Raw genomic sequence first — 20,573 nt, 5'->3', positions numbered from 1 at the left:
GTAAAGGTTTCTCTTGCCGGGCCGTTCGCCTGCCTCAGCCGGTGGTCATGCGGGAGAAGATGCCGTCGCGGCGAATGAGGCCATGATAGAGCGCCGCCCCGACATGAGCGGCGACGACGGCGATCATCGTGAACCCGACCAGCACGTGCACGGTGGAGAGGCGGTCGTACAGCGCCTCGTTCTTTGCGATGACCGGCGGCAGGTCGACGATCCAGAAGAACGTCACCGAGCCGCCGTAGGCCGATTTCGTCACGTAGCCGAGCAGCGGATTGACGATGAGAATGGCGTAGAGGAGCGCGTGGTTGGCCTCGGCCGCGAAGCGCTGCCATCCAGGCATGTCCGCGGGATATCCCGGCGACGGCCGGGTGAGGCGCAGGGCGATGCGCCAGATCGCCAGCGGCAGCACGCAGACGCCCAGCGACCAGTGGAGAACATAGAGCGCATTCATCCAGGCGCCCGGCGGCACGTTGTTCATGGCGATGCCGGCGGTCAGCAGCAGGATCACGGCAACCGCGGTGATCCAGTGCAGGCACCGTTGCAGCACCGTGTAGCCCGGGGCCGGAAGCTGCCCATCCAACATGCCGTCGCGTCCCCTCCAGCCCCTGGCCGCGCGGCGCTCGCCGGCGTCAGCCAGGAAATCCTGTCCCGCGCCCGTGTCGGGACGCACCGATTCTGAGGATCGTGTGCCTATTTGGCGATGGCCGCAACCTGATCGAGCATATGTCCTGCCCGCTGTGCCTTGGTTTCAAGGTAGCGCCGGTTCTCGTCGTTGACCGGCGCCAGCACCGGGATCCGTCCGCCGACCTCCAGCCCCGCCGCGCGCAGCGCGTCGATCTTGGTCGGGTTGTTGGTGAGGAGCACGATCTTGTGCCAGCCGAGCTCGGTGATCATCCGCCCGGCGGCCGCGTAGTCGCGCTCGTCCTCGTGGTAGCCGAGGGCGGTGTTGGCATCGACGGTGTCGAGACCCAGGTCCTGCAGGTTGTAGGCGCGGAGCTTGTTGGCGAGGCCGAGCCCGCGACCCTCCTGATCGAGGTAGATGATGCAGCCACCGCCGAGCTGGTCGATGCGCTCGATGGCGAGCCGCAGCTGATCGCCGCAGTCGCAGCGCCGCGATCCGAAGATGTCACCGGTCGCGCAGGCCGAATGCACCCTGACCCGCAGCGGCTGCTTGGGGTCCGGCGTGCCGACGATCACGGCCACCGCGGTGCCGCCCATCATGTCCCGGAACACCACCACCCGGCTGTCGATGTCGCCGCGCAGCGGCACGGGAGCCTCGGCCACCCTCTGCAGGGTGCGCGCCACCTGGGCGCGGTAGTCCAGCGCGATGTCTGCGTCGACCCGGCAGACGCCCTCGTGGGCGCCGTCACGGGCGGTCACCCACACCAGGGCCGGCAGGATCTCGGCGCATTTCGCGATCTCCAGCGCGGCGCGCCCGGCGGGTCCCGCCTCCGCCGTCGTGTGACCGACGGTGACCTCGTAGCCGGCGGCGAGCGTCAGCAGGCTCTCGGGGGAGGTGTCGGTCGCCACCGAGACCAGCGTGGCGGGATAGGCGGTCAGCCCGATGGCGCTGGCGCGGCGGTCGGTGATCAGCAGCGACGTTTCGCCGTCGGCGAACCGCTCCTTGAAGAGGTCGAGCTTGGCCTGGTCCAGCCCGTCGATCGCCAGCACGGCCACCGTGGCGCCGTCGCCCTGGATCAGCACCGGGCGACCGGCGCGCAGCTCCGCACACGCCCGGTGGATCTCGACCAGTCCGGGATTTCCGAACGAAGCGGCGCCGGTGTCGGTTGCTGGCATCGTCGTGACATCTTCCTCGCGTCCCTCGCGAACGGGCGAGGCAATGGACGGATGGCCGAGGCGCTGATGCTGTGTCAATACGGTGCTCCTTCGGGCTTCCGAACCGAGGCTGCAGACATGCCACTTTCGAGGACGTCGTGACGCGCGAGCAAGCAGCAGGTACCGAACCGGACGACGAGTGGCGCGCCATGCTGCGCGTGGCCCGCGAGGGCGGGCCTGTTCCGCCGATTTGGGACGCGCTTTATGGACCCATCCTTAACGCCCGTCACGAAAAGTCGTTTCTCGTCGCGCAGTTGGGGCAGTCTCTCGACGGACGCATCGCCACGTCGACCGGCCGGTCCCGTTACATAAACGGCCGGGACTGTCTCGTTCACCTGCATAGACTGCGCGCCCTTGTCGATATCGTGATCGTCGGTGTCGGCACCGTGATCGCGGACGATCCGCAGCTCACGGTCCGGCTGGTGGAAGGCCCGGACCCGGTCTGTGCCGTCGTCGATCCGAACGGCCGGATGCCAGCATCCGCCCGTCTCCTCTCTGATACGCAAAAGACGGTCGTCCTGATCACTCGCGACACCACAAAAATTGAAATGCCGGCTCACGTACAGGTGGTTCGTCTGCCGGCGGATGCAAATGGCCAGCTGGATCCTGCACTTATCCGGCGCGCGCTACACGGGGACGGCTATCGCCGGATCCTGCTGGAAGGCGGCGCGACGACGGTTTCCTCGTTCCTGCACGCCGACTGCGTCGACCGGCTGCATCTGCTGGTCGCCCCGATGATCATCGGGGCGGGGCAGGTGGGCATCAGCCTGCCCGCCACCGACCGGCTGGAGGACGTGCGCCGGCCGGTGACGACGGTGCACACCCTCGGCCCCGAGGTCGTCTTCGACTGCGATTTCCGCGGCTGAACCGGGCCGATCGAAGCGACCGCTCGATCAGGCAAGCGCCTCCGGCCAGCGGCCCCTCAGGGGCGGGCCAGGAGGTCCATGTGGCCGACGCGGATCGTCAGCTCGCCCGCCTCGATGGCCTCGAGCCGGGCCTTCTGCCAGTGGTCGATGTCGGAGGGCGACACCAGGCCCACCTCCCGCACCGCCTCGATCCAGCCGGTGACCAGCGCCGCCTGGAGCGGCTGCTCGTCGGGTTCCAGCACCCAGTCGGAGCGGCCGCTGTCGATGCTGAAGCCGGCTTCCCGGAGTTGCTCCAGCGCCACCCGCGGCGCATCGGGCCCGAGGGCTGGGCCGAAGCCCTTGTCCAGATGCTGGTGCTGGTTGACCGCATGGGTGATCGCGGCGTCCAGCGGATCCGACGGCGACATGACCACCGTGCCGTCGTAGGTGAGGGCCGCGTAGATCGGCAGCTGCCGTTCCGACATCACCTCCACCAGCCGCTTCATCCAGGCCTCCGACACGAGGTCGAGCAGCGCCGAGCAGGTGACCAGGTCGACGGGCGTCTCCAGCGTCGCGTGGAGGTCGACGTCGATGTCGAGGATCCGCGTCTCGACCTGCGCCTCGGGCAGCGTCTTCGCGGCCTTCTTGAGAAGCTTCTTGTCGGCGTCGACCAGCCGCCAGAACGTGCCTTCTGGCAGGTGATGGTCGAGGGCCCGCACGGTCGACCCCGTGCCGGCGCCGAGGTCGACGATGGCCGGTGCCCGCTTGCCCACGAACATCGTCGCCAGTTGCCCGACGAGGACGCGGTTGCGCGCCCTGTGATCGGCGGGTTCGCGCAGGCGGAGCCAGTCGCTGGAAAAACTCATCGTCGCAGGTCCTCGAGCACCTGGTTGATCGTGCCGGCACAGTCGCGCCAGGTCGGCAGGCTGTGCGATGCGGTCTCCGCGCCGGCGCGGAGCCTCTGCCAGAGATCCCGGTCCTCCAGCACGCGCCGCAGCGCATCGGCAAGCGCCGCCGGGTCGTCGGGCGCCACCTTGAGCGCCGCATCGGCCGGAACGGTGTCGGCGAGCGCGCCGGCATCGGTCGAGACGATCGGCAGACCGTAGGCCAGCGCTTCGGCCGCGACCATCCCGTAGCCTTCATAGCGCGACGCGATGACGAACAGATGCGCCGATCGGTAGGCGTGCGCCAGCGCCGCGTCGTCCACCTGGCCGCGCAGGCGCACCCGGTCGGCCAGTCCCGCCTCGGCGATGGCCCGGGCAAGGTCCGCCGCCGTTGCCGGATCGCGGCCGGGATCGCCGATGATCTCCGCGTTCCAGGCGAGCGGCCGGATCTGCGCCAGCGCCTCCACCAGCACGTCGTAGCCCTTGCGCCGCACCAGCGCGCCGACGGCGAGCAGGGTCGGGGTCGGCGCCTCCGCGCGCCGGAAGGCGGCCGGCCGGTCGACGCCGGGCTCGGCGACGGTGATGCGCGCCGCCGCCACGTCCAGCTCCGCGCTGAGGGTGCGGGCGGTGGCGTGGCTGGTGACGATCACGTGGCGGCAGGCGGCGAGCGCGCGGCGTTCGCTGGCGAGCAGCGCGCCGCGCCGCTCCGCGTCGAGCCCGGTCTCCAGCCCCAGCGGATGGTGGACGAGCGCCACGACCGGCACGCGTGCGGCGAGGGTGGCCGCCTCGGCGGGCAGGATGCCGAGCGCCAGGCCGTCGATCAGGGTCGGGGTGCCGTCGGGGATCGCGCCGAGCGCGCGGCGGACGTACTCGTCATCGATCGCGACGGGATCGGGGAAGCCGCCGCCGAGCCCGACGATGGCCACGTCGCGGCCCATGTCGCGCAGTCCGGCGATGACGCGGCGGTCGTAGGCGTAACCGCCGGTGGCGGTGTCGAGGTCTCCGGGTATCGCGAACGCGATCCCGGTCATGAGTGGATCGACGCCTCGTACCAGGCGCGCGCCACATGGGATTCGGAGATCGTCACGCGGATGGCCGAGAGCTCCTCGGCCGGCCGCCCGAGCCCGCCGGCGAGGACGGCCTCCTTCATGCGGTCGAAGATGTGGCGGGTGAGGAACTCGGTGGTGGTGTTGAGGCCCTTGAACTCCGGCACCTCGTCGAGATTCTTGTAGGTGAGGGGCGCCAGCGTCTCCTTCAGCGCCTCCAGCGCCCGGCCGATGTCGACGACGATGCCGTTCGCATCGAGGCGCTCGGCCAGGAACGCCACGTCGACGACGAACGTGGCGCCGTGGAGCGCCTGCGCCGGGCCGAACACGTCGCCCTTGAACGAGTGGGCGATCATGATGTGGTCGCGGACTTCGACGGCGTGCATGGGCGGTTCCTTCAGGGCCTGGGCGGCGATGGGGTGCGGGTCAGCGGCCTGATCTCAGGCGGCGTGATCGAAGCGAAGGCGCGTGGCGCGATCCGGAGCATCCGTCACCCCTCGCTCGCGTCCCGCGCCGGATAGTGAACGACCGGGCAGCGGAAGCCGCCGCCGATGGCCAGCATGCCGGACAGGCGCGCCGGCAGGTCGGTGAAGGCGATCGGCGTGTCGAGCAGTTCGTCGAGAACGGGATCGCAAAGGAGCTCCAGCGCCTTGGCGAGCCGGCGCGCATGGCTCCAGCGCACGCGGCGGCCCGGCGAAACCGATCCCACCTGGCTCGACTGGAGGGTCAGCCGGCGGCTGTGGAAGGCGCCGCCCAGGGAGGCCAGCACCGGCTTGGTGCCGTACCACGACAGCTCCACGAGCTTCGCCTCGACGCCGCACAGGCGCACGGCGGTGTCGAAGCCGGTACCGGAGGCGCTGGTGTGGAAGACGATGTCGCGGTCGCCCTCGGCATCGCGCGGCAGCGCGAACGAGGCGCCGAAGCGCTCGGCGATCGCGTGGCGGTCCGGGTCGGCGTCCAGCACGGTGACCTCGGTTCCCGGCGTCCGCACCGCGAGGCGCGCCACCAGCAGGCCGAGCACGCCGCCGCCCACCACGGTGACCCTGTCGCCGGGGCCCAGGCCGGAGTCCCACACGGCGTTGAGCGCCGTCTCCATGTTGGCGGCGAGCACCGCGCGGTCCGTCGGCAGGTCGTCGGGAAGCGCGGCGACCGCGTCGGCTGGCACGTCGTAGTGCGTCTGGTGCGGATGCAGCGCGAAGACGCGGCGACCGAGCAGGGCGTCCGGCCCGGCCTCCACGAGGCCCACCGAGGCGTAGCCGTATTTCACCGGTCCCGGAAAATCGCCCGCCTGGAACGGCGCGCGCATCCGCTCGTACTCGCTCTCCGGCACGTCGCCCAGGAAGACCAGGCGCTCGGTGCCGCGGCTGATGCCGCTCGCCAGCGCGCGGACGCGCACGGCGCCCGGCGGCAATCCAGCGAGCTCCTCGGTGCGTATCTCCGCTTCGGCGGATCCGCTGTACCAGAGCGCGCTTGCGGTGGTGGGTGTGTCGCCTGTCATACGGCCCGGTCGGTGAGAGAGGTATCGGTCGGGCGATGCCTACCCCAGACCGGAGCCGGGGTCGAGCGTCGGGTCGGTCCGCCGCGAAATGGGAAAGTGCCGACATCGCAGGAAGTTGATGGACTTTGACGCCCGTCCGTCTTCATTTACTCCGAAAGTGGGGTTTGAAGGGCTGTGCACTGCACCAGAACTCCTCCGGTTGTGGTTTCCGTCTCCCGTGGTTCTGCGGATCTTATCGAGGCTGTCGAATGAGTGTATCGCCCGTGGCCGCGCCGCTTCGCCATGATGTCGAGGTGAGCCGGTCGATCAGGCTGCGCCGCTGGGCCATGGGGTCGGCGGTCGTGCTGACCGTCGCGCTGCTGCTCGTGCTGATGGTGGTCACGCTGTCGCCCGGCGGGATCGAGGCGGCGGACGTGGTGATGATCGCGCTGTTCGCGGTGACGCTGCCCTACACGGCCGTCGGCTTCTGGAACGCGACCATCGGCCTCATCCTGATGCGGTTCACGAAGAACCCGATGGCGATCGCCTGTCCGGCGGTCGCCGCCGACGATCCGGCCATGCCGATCACCGACCGCACCGCGCTACTCGTCTGCATCCGCAACGAGGAGGTGGATCTGGTGATCCGCAATCTCGAGGCCACCATCGCCGGGCTGGTCGGCAGCGGCACCGCCGATCGCTTCGACATCTTCGTGCTGAGCGATTCCAGCTGGCTCGACATCATCACCGCCGAAGAGCGCGCGATCGCCGACCTGTCGGCGCGCTACGGCGAGAAGATCTCCGTAACCTACCGTCGCAGAACGGAAAACACCGCCTACAAGTCGGGCAATATCCGCGACTTCTGCGAGCGCTGGGGCGCCGGCTACGCCTATGCGATCGTGCTCGATGCCGACAGCTTCATGGCGACCGACGCGATCCACCGGCTGGTGCGCGTGATGCAGGCGAACCCGCGCATCGGCATCCTCCAGAGCCTCGTGGTCGGGCTTCCCTCCACCAGCTTCTTCGCCCGGCTGTTCCAGTTCGGCATGCGGCTCGGCATGCGCTCCCACACCCTCGGCGCCGCCTGGTGGCAGGCCGATTGCGGCCCGTACTGGGGCCACAACGCGATCATCCGGCTCAAGCCGTTCATGGAAAGCTGCGATCTGCCGGTGCTGCCGGGCCGCCCGCCGCTGGGCGGCTGGATCCTCAGCCACGACCAGGTCGAGGCGGCGTTCATGCGCCGCGCCGGCTACGAGGTGCGGGTGATCGCGGAGGAGTCCGGCAGCTTCGAGGAAAATCCGCCGACGCTGCCGGAGTTCGTCCGCCGCGACCTGCGCTGGTGCCAGGGCAACATGCAGTACGGCCAGCTGATCGGCCTCCCGGGGCTCGCCTTCCTCAGCCGGGTGCAGCTGGTGCTGGCGATGCTGATGTTCCTCGGCTCCGCCGCATGGATCGGCCTGATGCTGGTCACCGCGCTTCGGGTGACGCTCGCCGCCACGCCGACCCAGATCTTCCGGCCGGACACCGGCGTGGCGCTGTTCGTCACCATCATGGCGATGGTCTTCGCGCCGAAGGCGGCGACCGTCCTCGACGTTCTGTCGCGCTCCTCGGCGCGTCGCTCGTTCGGCGGGGCCGGGCGCTTCCTGGTCAGCCTGGTGGGCGAGATCGTGTTCTTCATGCTGCTCGCGCCGGTGGCGGCCCTGTCGCACACGCTGTTCCTCGCCGGCCTGCCGTTCGGCGCGACGATCGGCTGGAATTCCCAGCGCCGGAGCGGCCACGACGTCTCGTTCGCCCTCGCGCTCCGCCGTTTCTGGCCGCAGACCCTCGTCGGCATCGCCGGGGTGGCGGCCTTTGCCGGCGTCTCCGCGACCGCGCTCTACGCGTCGCTTCCCCTCGTCGCCGGGCTGACGCTCGCCGTGCCGATCGCGGTGCTGACGGCCGCCGCCGCGCCGGGGCGGCTGTCCATGCGGCTCGGCCTCTGGAGCATCCCCGAGGAGGCGCTCCGGCCCGCGGCGCTCGCGCCGTTGCGGCTCGCGGCCCTTGCGCCGCATCCGGTGGACGAGCCGGTCGAGGAACACCCGGCGGTCGTGCTGTCCGAGGCCGCGAACGGCTAGTTTCGCCTCCGAACGTCGCGCCAGGTGACCGCCTCGGTCCGGCGGTCCATCCTGCCGGCGTCACGGGGAAGTGATGGCGCGCCGTGCGGGCGGATGCCGGCCCGTGCGCGACGGATCGCGCGGGCGCGCTACAACCGGCACGTTGGCACGAGCGAGGAGCACCCGATGACGCGGAGACGCAGCAATCTTCCGGCCGGACCGATCTGGTTCTCCGTGCTGGCCGTCGTCGGCGCGCTGCTGGCTTCGGGCGCGGCGATCGCCCGCGACGACTGCGGCCAGACCTCCGCCTGCAGCGTCGAGGGCGGCGAGTACCGCATCCACGCGCCCGCCGGCTGGGACGGCACGACGCCGCTGCCCGCGCTCTTCTATTTCCACGGCTGGCAGGGAACGGCCGACAGCGTGATGGAAAACGACGGCATCATGAAAGCCGCCGACGCGCTGGGCGTGCTGCTGGTGGTGCCGAACGGGCAGGGCAAGACCTGGTCGTTCCCCGGTTCTCCGGAGCGCCACCGCGACGAGATCGCCTTCGTGTCCCATGTGCTGGACGACGTCGAGGCGCGCTACCCGATCCAAGCCGGGCGCACGGTCGCCACGGGCTTCTCCATGGGCGCCTCGATGACGTGGTTCGTCGCCTGCTCGCTCGGCGAACGCTTCGCCGGCTTCGTGCCGGTCGCCGGCGCCTACTGGAACCCGATCCCCACCGACTGCCCGTCGCCGGTGCCCAACCTGATCCAGATCCATGGCACCAGCGACGATGTGGTGCCGATGGCGGGTCGCGCCATCGGAGAAAGCTCCCGCCAGTCGGACGTCAACGCGAGCCTGAAGACCTGGCGCGACCGGGCCGGCTGCGAGGCGACGCCTGAACCGGTGGAGATGGGCGAACTCGCCTGCCTGCGCTGGCGCGGCTGCGGCGGCAAGCTCCTGGAGCTCTGCACCCATCCGGGCGGGCACATGATCAAGCCGGAGTGGGTGGTCGACGGGTATCGTACCCTCATGCGCCATCTCGACGGCTCCGGCGACAGCCCGCGCGGCTGAGGCCGGGGCTTGCTTGTGCGCGGACGGGCGGTATGCGATGGCGGGTGACCGTCATCCTTTCGGGGGAACTTCATGACATCGACCGGCTCGGCTGCCGCCGACCCTTCCGCCTTCTCGTCGATCGGTCCGCTGGCGGATCTGAAGGTCGTCGACCTGACCCGCATTCTCGCCGGCCCGTCGGCCGCCCAGATGCTGGGCGACCTCGGCGCCGACGTCGTCAAGATCGAGCGGCCGGGCAAGGGCGACGACACCCGCGGCTGGGGCCCGCCTTTCGTCAAGGACGCTGCGGGCAATGACACCCGCGAGAGCGCCTATTTCCTCTGCGCCAACCGCAACAAGCGCTCGGTGGCGGTCGACCTCGCCTCGCCGGAGGGGCAGGAGATCATCCACCGGCTGGTCGCCGACGCCGACATCGTGCTGGAGAATTTCAAGGCCGGCCATCTGGCCCGCTACCGGCTGGACTATGCGAGCCTGGCGGCGATCAACCCCGGGATCGTCTACTGCTCGATCACGGGGTTCGGCCAGACCGGCCCGTACTCCGCCTTCGCCGGCTACGATTTCATGGTGCAGGGCATGGGCGGCATCATGAGCGTTACCGGCTTCCCGGACGAGGAAGGCGGCCGGCCGACCAAGATCGGCGTCGGCATCGCCGACCTGATGTGCGGCCAGTACGCGGTGACCGGGATCCTGTCGGCCATCCACGCCCGCCAGCACACCGGGCGCGGCCAGCACATCGACATGGCGCTGTTCGATTCCCAGATCGCCTGGCTCGCCAACCAGGGCCTGTCCTACCTGACCACCGGCGAGGTGCCGGGCCGGCTCGGCAACGCCCACCCGACCATCGTGCCCTACGAGACCTTCGAGGCCTCCGACGGCGAGTTCATCATCGCCTGCGGCAACGACGGCCAGTTCCGCAAGCTGATGCAGATCGCCGATCACGAGGAGCTCGCCGACGATCCGCGCTTCCGCACCAACCAGGACCGGATCGCCAACCGGGCCGAGCTGATCCCGCTGCTCAACGCCTACACCCGCAAGCGGCCGGCCGAGACGTGGATCAGCGCGCTGGAACAGGCCGGCGTGCCGTGCGGCCCGATCAACACCCTCGACAAGGTGTTCGCCAACCCGCAGGCCGTGCATCGCGGTGCGCGCATCACCATGCCCCATGCCGCAGCCGGCAGCGGCACCGTCGATCTCATCGGCAACCCCATCAAGATGAGCGACACGCCGGTGAGCTACCGCCACGCCCCGCCGCGCGTCGGCGAGCACACCCGGGAGGTTCTGATGGACGAGCTGGGCCTGTCGGAGGAGGAGTTCGCCCGGCTGACGGCGGCCGGCGTCGTGGGGGCGCTGTCATGAGCGGCACCGGCGCCGACCTGATCGCCGGCAAGCTCGCGGCCGCCGGCTGCCGGATGGCCTACGGCATTCCCGGCGGCGAGGTGCTGGCGCTGGTCGATGCGCTCGACCGCGCCGGCATCCGCTTCGTCCTCACCAAGCACGAGACGCCGGCCGGCTTCCTCGCCGAGGGCGGCTGGCACGCGACGGGCGCCCCCGGCATCCTGGTGGCGACGCTCGGGCCGGGGCTCGCCAACGCGGTGAACGCCATCGCGAATGCCCATCAGGACCGGGTGCCGTTGATCGTTCTCACCGGCTGCGTCGATGCCGCCGATGCCGATACCTACACCCACCAGGTGTTCGACCACCGGGCGCTGCTGGCGCCGATCGTCAAGGCGAGCTTCCGGGCGACGCCGGGCAGCCTCGACCGGATGATGGACAAGGTGCTGACGGCGCTGTGGGACGGCCAGCCGGGCCCCGTCCACATCGACGTGCCGATCGGCGTCGCTGAGGGCGCCACGGCGGAGACCGCCGGGCCGGTGCCGGCCCATCCAGCGCCGGCCATGCCTGCGCCCGGCGGCGACCTCGACCTCGCGCGCGGCTGGCTCGCCGGCAGCCACGCGCCCATCGCCATAGCCGGCGTCGACGCGGTCAACGAGGACGCGGGCGCGGCGATCGCCGACTTCTGCACGCGCCACGGCGTGCCGCTGATCACCACCTACAAGGGCAAGGGGCTGATCGACGAGGACCATCCGCTGGCGCTCGGCGGCGCCGGCCTGTCGCCGCGGGCCGACGCGGAGCTGAAGCCGCTCCTGGCCCAGGCGGACCTGATCCTGCTCCTCGGCTACGACCCCATCGAGATGCGCATCGGCTGGCGCGACCCGTGGCCGGAGGGCGCGCGCGTCATCGAGATCGCCGCCGCCACCCGCACCCACGGCATGCACGCCGCCCCGGTGATGCTGAAGGGCGCCGTCGCCCCGACGCTCGCCGTCCTCTCCGACGGCATCGCGCCGCGCAAGACGTGGCCCGACGGCGCGCCCGCCAGGGTCCGCCGGACGCTCGCCGGCATGTTCGCCGCGCCGGACGACTGGGGGCCGGGCCAGGTGTTCGCCACGGTGCGCGCCGGGCTGGCGAAGGAGGCGGTGATCACCGCCGATTCCGGCGCCCACCGCATCCTGCTCAGCCAGATGTGGACGGCCCATCATCCGCGCACCGTGCTGCAGTCGTCGGCGCTGTGCACCATGGGCTGCGCGGTGCCGCTGGCGGCCGGCTACAAGCTCCAGCATCCGAACGCCCCGGTGGTGGCCTTCGTCGGCGACGCCGGGCTGGAAATGAACCTCGGCGAGCTCGCCACCATCCGCGATCTCGGCCTGGCGCTGGTGATCGTGGTGCTGGTCGACGAGAGCCTGGCGCTCATCGAGCTGAAGCAGCGCGCCCAGCAGCGCCCGTCGGTGGGGGTGGATTTCGGCGGCACCGACTTCCCGGCCGTCGCCGAGGCGCTCGGCGGCCACGGCGTCTGGATCGACGATGCCGATACGCTGGCGACCGAGCTGGAAGCGGCGCTGGGGCGGGACGGCTTCACCGTGCTCGCCGCCCGCATCGGCCGCCACGCCTACGACGGAACGTTCTGAGCGGGACCGCAGCAAACCGCGGCTGCGTCAGGCCGGCTCGCCCTCCAGGATCGCGGCGGTCTGGCGTGCGATCATCGCCTCCTCGTCGGTGGGGATGACGTAGACCTTCACCGGCGAGGCGTCGGTGGAGATCGTCAGGGCGTTCTCGGCGTTGCGCGCGTCGTCGATGGCGATGCCCAGCCAGTCCTCGTCGTGCAGGATCCGCTGGCGGATCGAGGCGGCATGCTCGCCGATCCCGCCGGTCATCACCACCGCGTCGAGGCCGCGCAGCACGGCCGCCATGGCCCCCAGCTCGCGGCGCACGCGGAACACGAAATAGTCGATGGCGCCGGCGGCCTCGGGCGCGTCGCTGGCCAGCAGATCCCGCACGTCGTTGGAAATCCCCGACAGGCCCTTGAGCCCCGATTCGCTGTAGAGAAGCCGCGTAAGCGCTTCCAGCGACATGCCTTTCTCAGTCATCAGATAGAGGAGGACGCCGGGGTCGATCTGCCCGCAGCGGGTGCCCATCGGCAGGCCGTCGAGGGCGGTGAACCCCATCGTGGAGGCCACCGACACGCCGTGCCGGATGGCGCACATGGAGGCGCCGTTGCCGAGGTGGGCGACGACCAGCCGGTTGTCGGCCTCCACGAGACCGAGCTCGCGGGTGCGCGCCACGATGTACTCGTAGGAGAGGCCGTGGAAGCCGTAGCGCCGCACGCCTTCGTCGTAGAAGCGGCGGGGCAGCGCGAAGGTGTCGTTCACCCACGGGTGCCTGCGGTGGAAGCTGGTGTCGAAGCAGGCGACCTGCACGGCGCCGGGGAAGGCGGCGCGGGCGGCGGCGACCCCCGACAGGTTGTGGGGCTGGTGCAGCGGCGCCAGCGCACACAGCCGTTCCAGCCGCGCCAGGATCGCGTCGTCGAGCCGCACCGATGCCTCGAAGTCCGGGCCGCCGTGCACGATCCGGTGGCCGACGGCGACCACCGTCTCGTCCGGCCGGTGCCGGCGCAGCATCGCCAGGATTTCCGCCAGCGCGGCGCCGTGATCGGCGGGGCCGTCGCCGGGCGCGTAGACCGTGTCGGCGATGCGGCGGTCGCCTTCCGACGCCACCAGGCGCGGATGCGTGCCCAGCCCGTCGACCTGGCCCCTCAGCAGTTCGGCGGCGCCGGCCGCGTCGAACAGCGCGAACTTGATCGACGACGAGCCGGCGTTGATGGTCAGGATCAGGTCGCTCACGGGCGGGCCCTCGGGTCAGTCGGACGTGGCGTGGGTCTTCAGCCAGTGATCGTAGAGGAGGGCGAGGGCGGCAGAGGCCACCCGCGCCCGGTCGTCGTCGGCCCGGCTGGTCAGCATGATCGGCACGCTGGCGCCCATCACCAGCCCGGCCGATTCCGCGCCGCCCAGGAAGGTCAGGCCCTTCAGCAGGATGTTGCCGGCCTCGATCGACGGCACGACGAGGATCTCGGCCTTGCCGGCCACCGGCGAATGGATGCCCTTGCTGCGCGCGGCCTGCTCGTCGATGGCGTTGTCCATGGCGAATGGGCCGTCGACGAGCCCGCCGCGGATCTGGCCGCGGTCGGCCATCTTGGCGAGGATCGCCGCGTCGACACTCGACGGGATCGCCTCGTTGACGGTCTCGACCGCCGACAGGATCGCCACCTTCGGCTGGTCGATCCCCAGCGCGATCGCCAGATCGATGCCGTTCTGGACGATGTCGGCCTTGGTCGCGAGGTCGGGCGCGATGTTGATGGCGGCGTCGGTGATCAGCAGCGGGGCCGGGTGGCGCGGCAGGTCCAGCACGAAGATGTGGGAGAGGCGGCGCCCGGTCCTGAGGCCGCCGTCGCGGGCGACCACCGGGTGCAGGAACACGTCGGTGTGCAGGTGCCCCTTCATCAGGCAGCGGGCGCGGTGGGCGTGGACCAGCGCCACGGCCGTTGCCGCGGCGGTCGCGTCGTCCTCGGCCTCGACGATCTCGATGCCTTCCAGGCTGCGGCCGATCTTGCCGGCGGCGGCCTCGATGGCGCGCCGGGGGCCGACGAGGATCGGCACGATCAGCGCCCGGTCGGCCGCCTCCAGCGCCCCGGCCAGCGAGACGTCGTCGCAGGGGCAGACGACGGCGGTCGGCACCGGGTCGACGGTGGCGGCGCGGCCCTCGAAGATCTCGAAGTGGATGTGCTCGCCCGGCGTCCGTTTGGCGGCTGCGGTCCCGGTCATGCAGGTCTCCTCGATCGCGTGGGCGGGCGGTTCCGGGGTCGCTCCAGGGCCTTCGTTCAGATCGAGGCGACCTCAACGGGGCGGAAAGGCTCTAGCCCGGTCCGGTGACGATTGTGCAACGCGCACGGCGCCGGCGCATCCCCGTCGAATCGCAAGCGGCCGCGGGAGCCGTGCCGGCGGCCGCATAGACGCCGAAACGGCGCCGGGACGGTTTGCGATCGATCAATCCCCGGACGGCGGACCGTCCGGGGGCGTCGCGCATTCTCAGCCGGCGAGGCCGGCGTCCTTGCGGACCTGCGCGCCGAGCGCCCGGCCGCCCTTGGCGAGCAGGCCGAGATCGGTGCCGCAGGCCACGAACCGCATTCCGGTCTTCAGCCAGTGCACGGACTGGGCCACGTCGCCGATCAGGATGCCGGCCGGCTTGCCCGCCTCGCGCACCGCCTTGCAGCCGCGCTCGATGGCGGCCGTCACGTCCGGATGCCCCGGCTTGCCGATCAGCCCCATGTCGGCAGACAGGTCGGCCGGGCCGAAGAACACGCCGGTGACGCCGTCCACCGCGGCGATCTCGGCCACCCGGTCAAGCGCCGACATCGTCTCGATCTGCACCAGGATGGCGATCTCGTCCTCGGCGCGCTCCAGATAGTCGGTCGCCTCGCCGTAGCGGTTGCCGCGGTGGGTGAGGGAGACGCCGCGCACGCCGTGCGGCGGATAGCGGCAGGCGCGGACGGCCGCCTCGGCCTCTTCCGGCGTCTGCACCATCGGGAACAGCAGCGAGAAGCAGCCGAGGTCGAGCAGCCGCTTCACCATCACCGGCTCGTTCCAGGGCGGGCGGACGACCGGCGTCGTCTTGCTGCCGGCGTAGGCCTGGAGCTGCGACAGGACGGTTCCCAGGTCGTTCGGCGAATGCTCCATGTCGATCAGGACCCAGTCGAAGCCCGTCGTCGAGATCACCTCGGCGGCGAGATTGGAGCAGAGCGAGCTCCAGATGCCGACCTGCGGCTCGTCCGCCGTGATGGCCGCCTTGAAACGGTTGGTCTCGATCTTCATTCGGGCATCCCTTGTTCTTGGAAACGTGCTGGTCGCATTCGCCCCGGCCTCCTGGGTCGGAGCGTCGATGGGTGGGAGTGTTAGATCAATTCGCGGCCCGTCGGAAAGCCGGTTGCGCGGGCGCGGGGGATTTTCGGTTACGCCGGCGCGCCGGGCGGGCACAGGCTCCAGGGCGCGACGACCGCGTCCGTCAGGTCGTCGGCCGAGGGAACGCCCAGCAGCGCCAGCGTCCGGGCAAGGTCGTCCTTCACCATGGCGAGCGCCGATCGCAGGCCCTCCGCGCCGCCGGCGGCGATCGACATCAGCGGCAGCCGGCCCATCAGCACGAAGTCCGCCCCGAGCGCCAGCGCCTTGGCCACGTGCTCGCCCGACCGCACGCCGCTGTCCAGCAGCACCGGGAACTCGGGGCCGACGGCGCGGCGGACGGACGGCAGCGCGTCGATGGACGAAATGGTGCTGTTGAGCTGCCGGCCGCCATGGGTCGACACGACGATGCCGTCGGCGCCCGCGTCGCGGGCCCGCACGGCATCCTCGGGGGCGACGATGCCCTTCACCACCAGCTTGCGCGGCCAGCGGTCGCGGATGTGCTTCAGCACGTCCCAGTCCAGGCGGCCGGAGCTCTGGGTCGCCATGAATGCCGCAAGCTGGCCGGCGGTGGCGCCCGGGTCGGCGTAGCGTTCGATGTTCTGGAGGCGGGGGGCGCCGTCGCGCGCCAGCGCCAGGCACCAGGCCGGATGCATTGCCACGTCGGTCGCCAGCCGCAGCGACGGCCGCAGCGGCAGGCCGAGGCCGCTGCGCATGTCGCGCAGGCGCCGGCCGGGCACCGGCACGTCGACGGTGACGAACAGCACCTCGACGCCGAGCGCGTTGGCGCGGTCCATCAGGTCGTCGGCGACGGCTTCGTCCCTGGCCACGTAGAGCTGGAACCACGCATGGCCCTTGCTCTCGGCGGCGGCCGTCTCCAGCACCGTGGTCGCCGCCGTCGACAGGGCATAGGGCATGTCGGCCGCGATCGCGGCCTCCCACAGCATGCGGTCGGCGCCGGGCCAGATCAGGCCGGCCAGCCCGATCGGCGCGATGCCGAACGGAACGGCGTAGCGGCGCCCGAACAGCGTCTTGCTCACGTCGGTCCGGTCGACGTTGACCAGCGCGCGGGGGACGAAGCGGATCCGGTCGAGGGCGTCGACGGACTCCCGGAGCGCGATCTCGCTGCCTGAACCGCCGTCCAGATAGTCGAAGGCCACCCGGGGGATGCGCCGGCGGGCGGAGCGGCGGAAGTCCTCGTAGCAGGTTGCCAGCATCGCCACCCTCAGGCGTTCGGCTTGTCGAACAGGTCGACGAGGGCGGAGATGTCGTCGTCCAGGCTCATGCCGTCGCGTTCGGCGACGCTCCTGTAGAGATCGATCGTGTGGCTGGAGGTCGGCGTCACGGCCCCGGCCGCGGCCGCTTCCTTCTCGGCCATCAGCAGGTCCTTCAGCATCACGCCGATGCCGCCGAACTTCGGCTCGGTGGTGTGGGTGGCCATGCGCGGCCCGAAGATCTGCAGGGGAATGGAATCGGCGAAGCCGCCCTTCAGCGCGTCGGCCAGATGCGCGACGTCGACGCCGGCGCGGCGGCCGAAGGCGATCGTCTCGGCGATCACCATCATGTTGTTGGCGACGATCATCTGGTTGCACAGCTTGGCGAGCTGGCCCGAGCCGCTGGGTCCGAGGTGAGTCAGGCGGGCGGAGACGCGCTCGATCAGCGGGCGCGCCTTCTCGATGTCCTCGTCGCGCCCGCCGGCCAGCACGATCAGGCTCGCCTTCTCGGCCGCCGGCACGCCGCCGGAGACGGGGGCGTCGATCCAGCCGACGCCGTGGGTGGCGAGCTCGGCCGCGATCTCCCGGGCATCGGCCGGCGCGATCGAGGAGAAATCGACGATCACCTTGCCGGCCTTGTCGGCCGCGTTCACGAACCCGTCCGCGCCGAGCGCGATCTCGCGCACCGCCTTGCCGTCGAGAACGCAGACACCGACGATGTCGGAGCCGTCAAGGACCTCGGCGGGGGTCTGGGCCCGGCGCGCGCCCGCCTCGACCAGGCTGTCGGCCCGGCTCTGGGTCCGGTTCCAGACCGTCAGGGGACCGGCGGCCAGCAGGTGGCGCGACATCGGCACGCCCATGACACCAAGGCCGGCGAAGCCGAAACGGGGGGATGAGGCGGTCATGAGGATCTCCGGCGCACGGGATTCGGCAGGGGACGCCATGGAAGCCGCAAGCTGCTGCGGAGGCAAGCGATGAAGCGCGCTCAGTTCCGCCCCGCCACGGTGGCGGGCTGGGGCGCGGTCTTCGGCGAGAAGGGTTCGCCGGCCTCGGGCGTGTCGACGACGACCGTGTTCCGGCCCCGCGCCTTGGCCTCGTAGAGCGCCCGGTCGGTGCCCAGCAGCAGCTTGGACATCGACCGGTAGCTGCCGGGGTCGGCGCTGACGCTGAGGCTCACCGTGACCGAGATCTGCTGACCTTCGAACATCACCACCTCGCGTTCGGCGCGCGCCCGGATCCGCTCGGCGACGGTGTAGCCGCTGGCGCTGGTGGTGTGCGGCATCAGGAGGCCGAACTCCTCGCCGCCGGTGCGGGCGACCAGGTCCGAGCCGCGGGATTCCTCCAGCATGACCCGGCCGATGTGCTGGATCACCAGATCGCCGGCCGGATGGCCGAAGCTGTCGTTGACGCGCTTGAACTCGTCGATGTCGAGCAGCACGATGATGAAGCTCTGCGAGTACCGCTCCCAGCGCTTCCACTCCTTCGTCAGGTGCGCGTAGAACGACCGCCGGTTGGCGAGCCCGCTGAGTTCGTCGAGGTAGGCGAGCTTGCGCACCCGTTCCTCGGCGCTGATCCTGCGGTGGTGATCGAGCATGATGCTGCCGAGGAACAGGATCCCCAGGATCCGGGCAAGCGCCACCGGAATCGCGGTTTCGATGACGATAGCGCGGGCGACGTCCCAGGGGAGCAGCAGCACTCCGAGCCCCACCGCCGGCGAGGCGAGCGCCGCCATGGCGATGTGGCGGAAGCCCACCCCGCGCGCTCGCGCACGCGCGATGCAGTGGGCTGCGACGCCGATCCCGATGGAAATCGCGATGCCGACGAGCCCGGCCGCCAGGCCCACGCCTCCGCCGGCCAGGCGGCAGGCGCCGGCGACCCCGCCGGCGATGAGGGCGGCCACGGGTCCGCCGAAGACGCCGGCGAGGATGACGATGGACGCCCGGGAATCGACGAGAATGCCGGGCGTCAGTTCCACGGGGGAGAGCATCGACAGGCTGGCGCCGAGGCCGAACAGCAGGCCGAGGCAGACGTCGGCCATCAGCCCGTGCACGCGCGGCAGCAGGAAGCCGTAGGAAACGGCGACCAGCGCAAGCATTCCCGTGTTTTGCAGGAGGGGGATGAAGATGTCGAACACAGGGGTCCCTGGAACGGCTGGGGGGCCTTCTAGGCCGCCAGTCGAGGCAGGTCATGATCGCCGCAGGGGACCTGCGTCGATCTCCCGGGGCGCCTTGGTGTCCCGGGAACGTCCGTCGCGGGCGATACCGGATCCTCCCCCAAGGAGCCGGGTTCGCGTGGATCCGCTGAAGGCCGCATCACAGCATTTGACATGCGGGAAAGACGTCGCAGGCGCAAGCGATCCCTAAATTAAGCAGCGTCTTTTCTACGCGCACAGGTTAGGCGGGCGCGCGCGAGCGTTCTTCGGTTGCGCTTGGGCGGCGCGGGGAGCCCGATTGCGGCGAAAATCCGCACATATCCGGTGCGCGGTGGCCCCGAACCGGTTATGAGCGGCCAGCGGATGGGGGCAGATCACATGCAGCGGTCGCACGATGCGAGCTCGGATGCGCCAGACGGCTCTTCCCGGACGGCCCGGCGGGCGCGGCGGCGCGGCGTGAGGGCCGCCGGCTTCTCGCGGGACGGGGCGATCTACCGCCGCAGCGTGCGCGGCGCCGTCGATCATCCCGACTACATCCCCGGCCTCGACGGACTTCGCGCGCTGTCGGTGATGCTGGTCATCGTCGGCCACGCCGGCTTCCAGAACATCGTTCCCGGCGGCCTCGGCGTCACGATCTTCTTCTTCATCAGCGGGTTCCTGATCACCAACCTTCTGATCAGCGAGGCGGTGCGGGCCGGGCGCAACGACATCGGCCGCTTCTACATCCGCCGCTACCTGCGCCTGACGCCGGAGCTGTACGCCTACATCCTCGTCTGCCTGATCGGCTCGGCGCTGTTCTTCCAGGTCGAGATCGGCCGGTTCGTCGCCGCCGCCTTCTATTTCATGAACTACTACGCCCTGTTCGCCGGCGCGGAGCCTTCGGTGCCGCCGAACCCGTTCGTGCTCGGCCATCTGTGGTCGCTGGCGGTCGAGGAGCACTTCTACCTGGCGTTCCCGCTGCTGTTCTTCGGGCTGTTCCGCCGTCCGGCCGTGTTCGTCGCGGTGCTGGTGGCGATCTGCCTGGCGGCGATCGCGGACCGGGCGATCGCGCACGGCGTCTTCCACAACGCCGACTACGCCGCCTTCGCCTCCGACGCCCGCATCGATTCCATCATCTACGGCTGCCTGCTGGCGCTCGCCATGCGCCATCCGCTCGGCGAGCGGCTGGTGGCGAGCTTCGGCCGCAGCCCGGTGCTCGTCGCCGCGGCGGCCCTGATGGTTGCCTCGCTGCTCTATCGCGGCGAGCTCTTCCGCGACGTCTTCCGCTATTCCGCCCAGGGTATCGCGTTGTTCGTCGGCGTCGCCTGCCTCTACGCCAGCGTGCTCGGGTCCGCCGTGGTGCTGCTGCTGGAGACCGGCATCCCGCGCTTCCTCGGGCGGATCTCGTACGGCATGTACCTGTGGCATTTGCTGCCCAACCATGCCTTCTTCATCTGGCGGGGCGTTTCGCCGACGGAGACCGAGCTGGCGCCGCTGGCCGACAAGCTCGGGGCCGTGGTCGTCTCGACGATTGTCGCCATCGTGATGGGCTATCTTGGCCAGCGGCTCTTGCTGCGGCCGCTCGCCGGACTACGTCATCGGTTCGGGTCCCGCACCGCGGAAGCGTTCGCGGAGGAAGCGAACGGGTCGCGCGCCGCGCACGGTTAGGAAACCCCTGCAGGCCTGCCGGGGCGATTGGGAGGAAGGGTCGAT

At 70.7% G+C, this 20,573-nt stretch carries 18 protein-coding genes; 6 read left to right on the top strand and 12 right to left on the bottom strand.

The window, feature by feature from the left end:
* Positions 1–34: 34 nt before the first annotated feature.
* The gene (locus AB7M35_RS03155; protein ID WP_453957184.1) at positions 35–580 is read right to left on the bottom strand and encodes a cytochrome b; all 546 of its coding nucleotides are present in this window, start codon (positions 578–580) and stop codon (positions 35–37) included.
* A 107-nt stretch (positions 581–687) separates the two neighbouring features.
* Complete coding sequence (ribA, locus tag AB7M35_RS03150) at positions 688–1,794, bottom strand: GTP cyclohydrolase II RibA (protein ID WP_453957182.1); 1,107 nt, start codon at positions 1,792–1,794, stop codon at positions 688–690.
* A 137-nt stretch (positions 1,795–1,931) separates the two neighbouring features.
* Between ribA and AB7M35_RS03145 the strand changes: the two genes are divergently transcribed.
* Positions 1,932–2,699, top strand: a complete 768-nt coding sequence (locus AB7M35_RS03145) for a RibD family protein (protein WP_453957180.1) — start codon at positions 1,932–1,934, stop codon at positions 2,697–2,699.
* A 56-nt stretch (positions 2,700–2,755) separates the two neighbouring features.
* Here AB7M35_RS03145 and AB7M35_RS03140 read toward each other — a convergent pair whose 3' ends face one another.
* From AB7M35_RS03140 to AB7M35_RS03125, 4 genes are all read right to left on the bottom strand, one after another.
* Complete coding sequence (locus AB7M35_RS03140; protein ID WP_453957177.1) at positions 2,756–3,544, bottom strand: methyltransferase domain-containing protein; 789 nt, start codon at positions 3,542–3,544, stop codon at positions 2,756–2,758.
* Positions 3,541–4,593 (bottom strand): glycosyltransferase family 4 protein, encoded by a 1,053-nt coding sequence (locus tag AB7M35_RS03135; RefSeq protein WP_453957175.1) that lies wholly within the window; start codon positions 4,591–4,593, stop codon positions 3,541–3,543. Before AB7M35_RS03135 ends, AB7M35_RS03140 begins: the two co-directional genes overlap by 4 nt.
* Positions 4,590–4,994 (bottom strand): 6-pyruvoyl trahydropterin synthase family protein, encoded by a 405-nt coding sequence (locus AB7M35_RS03130; protein WP_453957173.1) that lies wholly within the window; start codon positions 4,992–4,994, stop codon positions 4,590–4,592. The genes AB7M35_RS03135 and AB7M35_RS03130 overlap by 4 nt, the downstream gene beginning before the upstream one ends.
* 104 nt (positions 4,995–5,098) lie before the next feature.
* Positions 5,099–6,106, bottom strand: a complete 1,008-nt coding sequence (locus AB7M35_RS03125) for a zinc-dependent alcohol dehydrogenase (protein WP_453957171.1) — start codon at positions 6,104–6,106, stop codon at positions 5,099–5,101.
* Between the two features lie 248 nt (positions 6,107–6,354).
* On the opposite strand from AB7M35_RS03125, the gene mdoH reads away from it, so the two are divergent.
* From mdoH to AB7M35_RS03105, 4 genes are all read left to right on the top strand, one after another.
* Positions 6,355–8,196 carry a glucans biosynthesis glucosyltransferase MdoH gene (mdoH, locus tag AB7M35_RS03120; RefSeq protein ID WP_453957170.1) on the top strand — a complete coding sequence of 614 codons (1,842 nt, stop codon included), beginning with the start codon at positions 6,355–6,357 and terminating at the stop codon, positions 8,194–8,196.
* A 165-nt stretch (positions 8,197–8,361) separates the two neighbouring features.
* Positions 8,362–9,231, top strand: a complete 870-nt coding sequence (locus AB7M35_RS03115; protein ID WP_453957168.1) for an alpha/beta hydrolase family esterase — start codon at positions 8,362–8,364, stop codon at positions 9,229–9,231.
* A gap of 72 nt (positions 9,232–9,303) precedes the next feature.
* A complete protein-coding gene (locus AB7M35_RS03110; RefSeq protein WP_453957167.1) occupies positions 9,304–10,587 on the top strand; it encodes a CaiB/BaiF CoA transferase family protein in 1,284 nt (427 codons plus the stop codon).
* Positions 10,584–12,194, top strand: coding sequence for a thiamine pyrophosphate-binding protein (locus AB7M35_RS03105; RefSeq protein WP_453957165.1), 1,611 nt, complete (start codon positions 10,584–10,586; stop codon positions 12,192–12,194). The genes AB7M35_RS03110 and AB7M35_RS03105 overlap by 4 nt, the downstream gene beginning before the upstream one ends.
* 27 nt (positions 12,195–12,221) lie before the next feature.
* On the opposite strand, the gene AB7M35_RS03100 is transcribed toward AB7M35_RS03105, so the two are convergent.
* From AB7M35_RS03100 to AB7M35_RS03075, 6 genes are all read right to left on the bottom strand, one after another.
* On the bottom strand, positions 12,222–13,406 hold the full coding sequence (locus tag AB7M35_RS03100; protein ID WP_453957163.1) for an acetate/propionate family kinase: 1,185 nt from the start codon (positions 13,404–13,406) through the stop codon (positions 12,222–12,224).
* 15 nt (positions 13,407–13,421) lie between these two features.
* On the bottom strand, positions 13,422–14,384 hold the full coding sequence (locus AB7M35_RS03095) for a bifunctional enoyl-CoA hydratase/phosphate acetyltransferase (protein WP_453957162.1): 963 nt from the start codon (positions 14,382–14,384) through the stop codon (positions 13,422–13,424).
* A gap of 264 nt (positions 14,385–14,648) precedes the next feature.
* On the bottom strand, positions 14,649–15,431 hold the full coding sequence (locus AB7M35_RS03090) for an HpcH/HpaI aldolase family protein (RefSeq protein ID WP_453957161.1): 783 nt from the start codon (positions 15,429–15,431) through the stop codon (positions 14,649–14,651).
* A 137-nt stretch (positions 15,432–15,568) separates the two neighbouring features.
* Positions 15,569–16,732 carry an alpha-hydroxy acid oxidase gene (locus tag AB7M35_RS03085; RefSeq protein WP_453960584.1) on the bottom strand — a complete coding sequence of 388 codons (1,164 nt, stop codon included), beginning with the start codon at positions 16,730–16,732 and terminating at the stop codon, positions 15,569–15,571.
* 8 nt (positions 16,733–16,740) lie between these two features.
* Positions 16,741–17,634 (bottom strand): NAD(P)-dependent oxidoreductase, encoded by an 894-nt coding sequence (locus tag AB7M35_RS03080; RefSeq protein ID WP_453957160.1) that lies wholly within the window; start codon positions 17,632–17,634, stop codon positions 16,741–16,743.
* Between the two features lie 80 nt (positions 17,635–17,714).
* The gene (locus AB7M35_RS03075; protein WP_453957159.1) at positions 17,715–18,824 is read right to left on the bottom strand and encodes a GGDEF domain-containing protein; all 1,110 of its coding nucleotides are present in this window, start codon (positions 18,822–18,824) and stop codon (positions 17,715–17,717) included.
* 513 nt (positions 18,825–19,337) lie between these two features.
* On the opposite strand from AB7M35_RS03075, the gene AB7M35_RS03070 reads away from it, so the two are divergent.
* Positions 19,338–20,528 (top strand): acyltransferase family protein, encoded by a 1,191-nt coding sequence (locus AB7M35_RS03070; RefSeq protein ID WP_453957158.1) that lies wholly within the window; start codon positions 19,338–19,340, stop codon positions 20,526–20,528.
* The last annotated feature ends 45 nt before the right edge of the window (positions 20,529–20,573 follow it).

It is taken from the genome of Amorphus suaedae, assembly GCF_053629675.1.
Note: the sequence above shows the minus strand (reverse complement) of the source record. Positions and strands in the feature narration are given on the sequence as shown.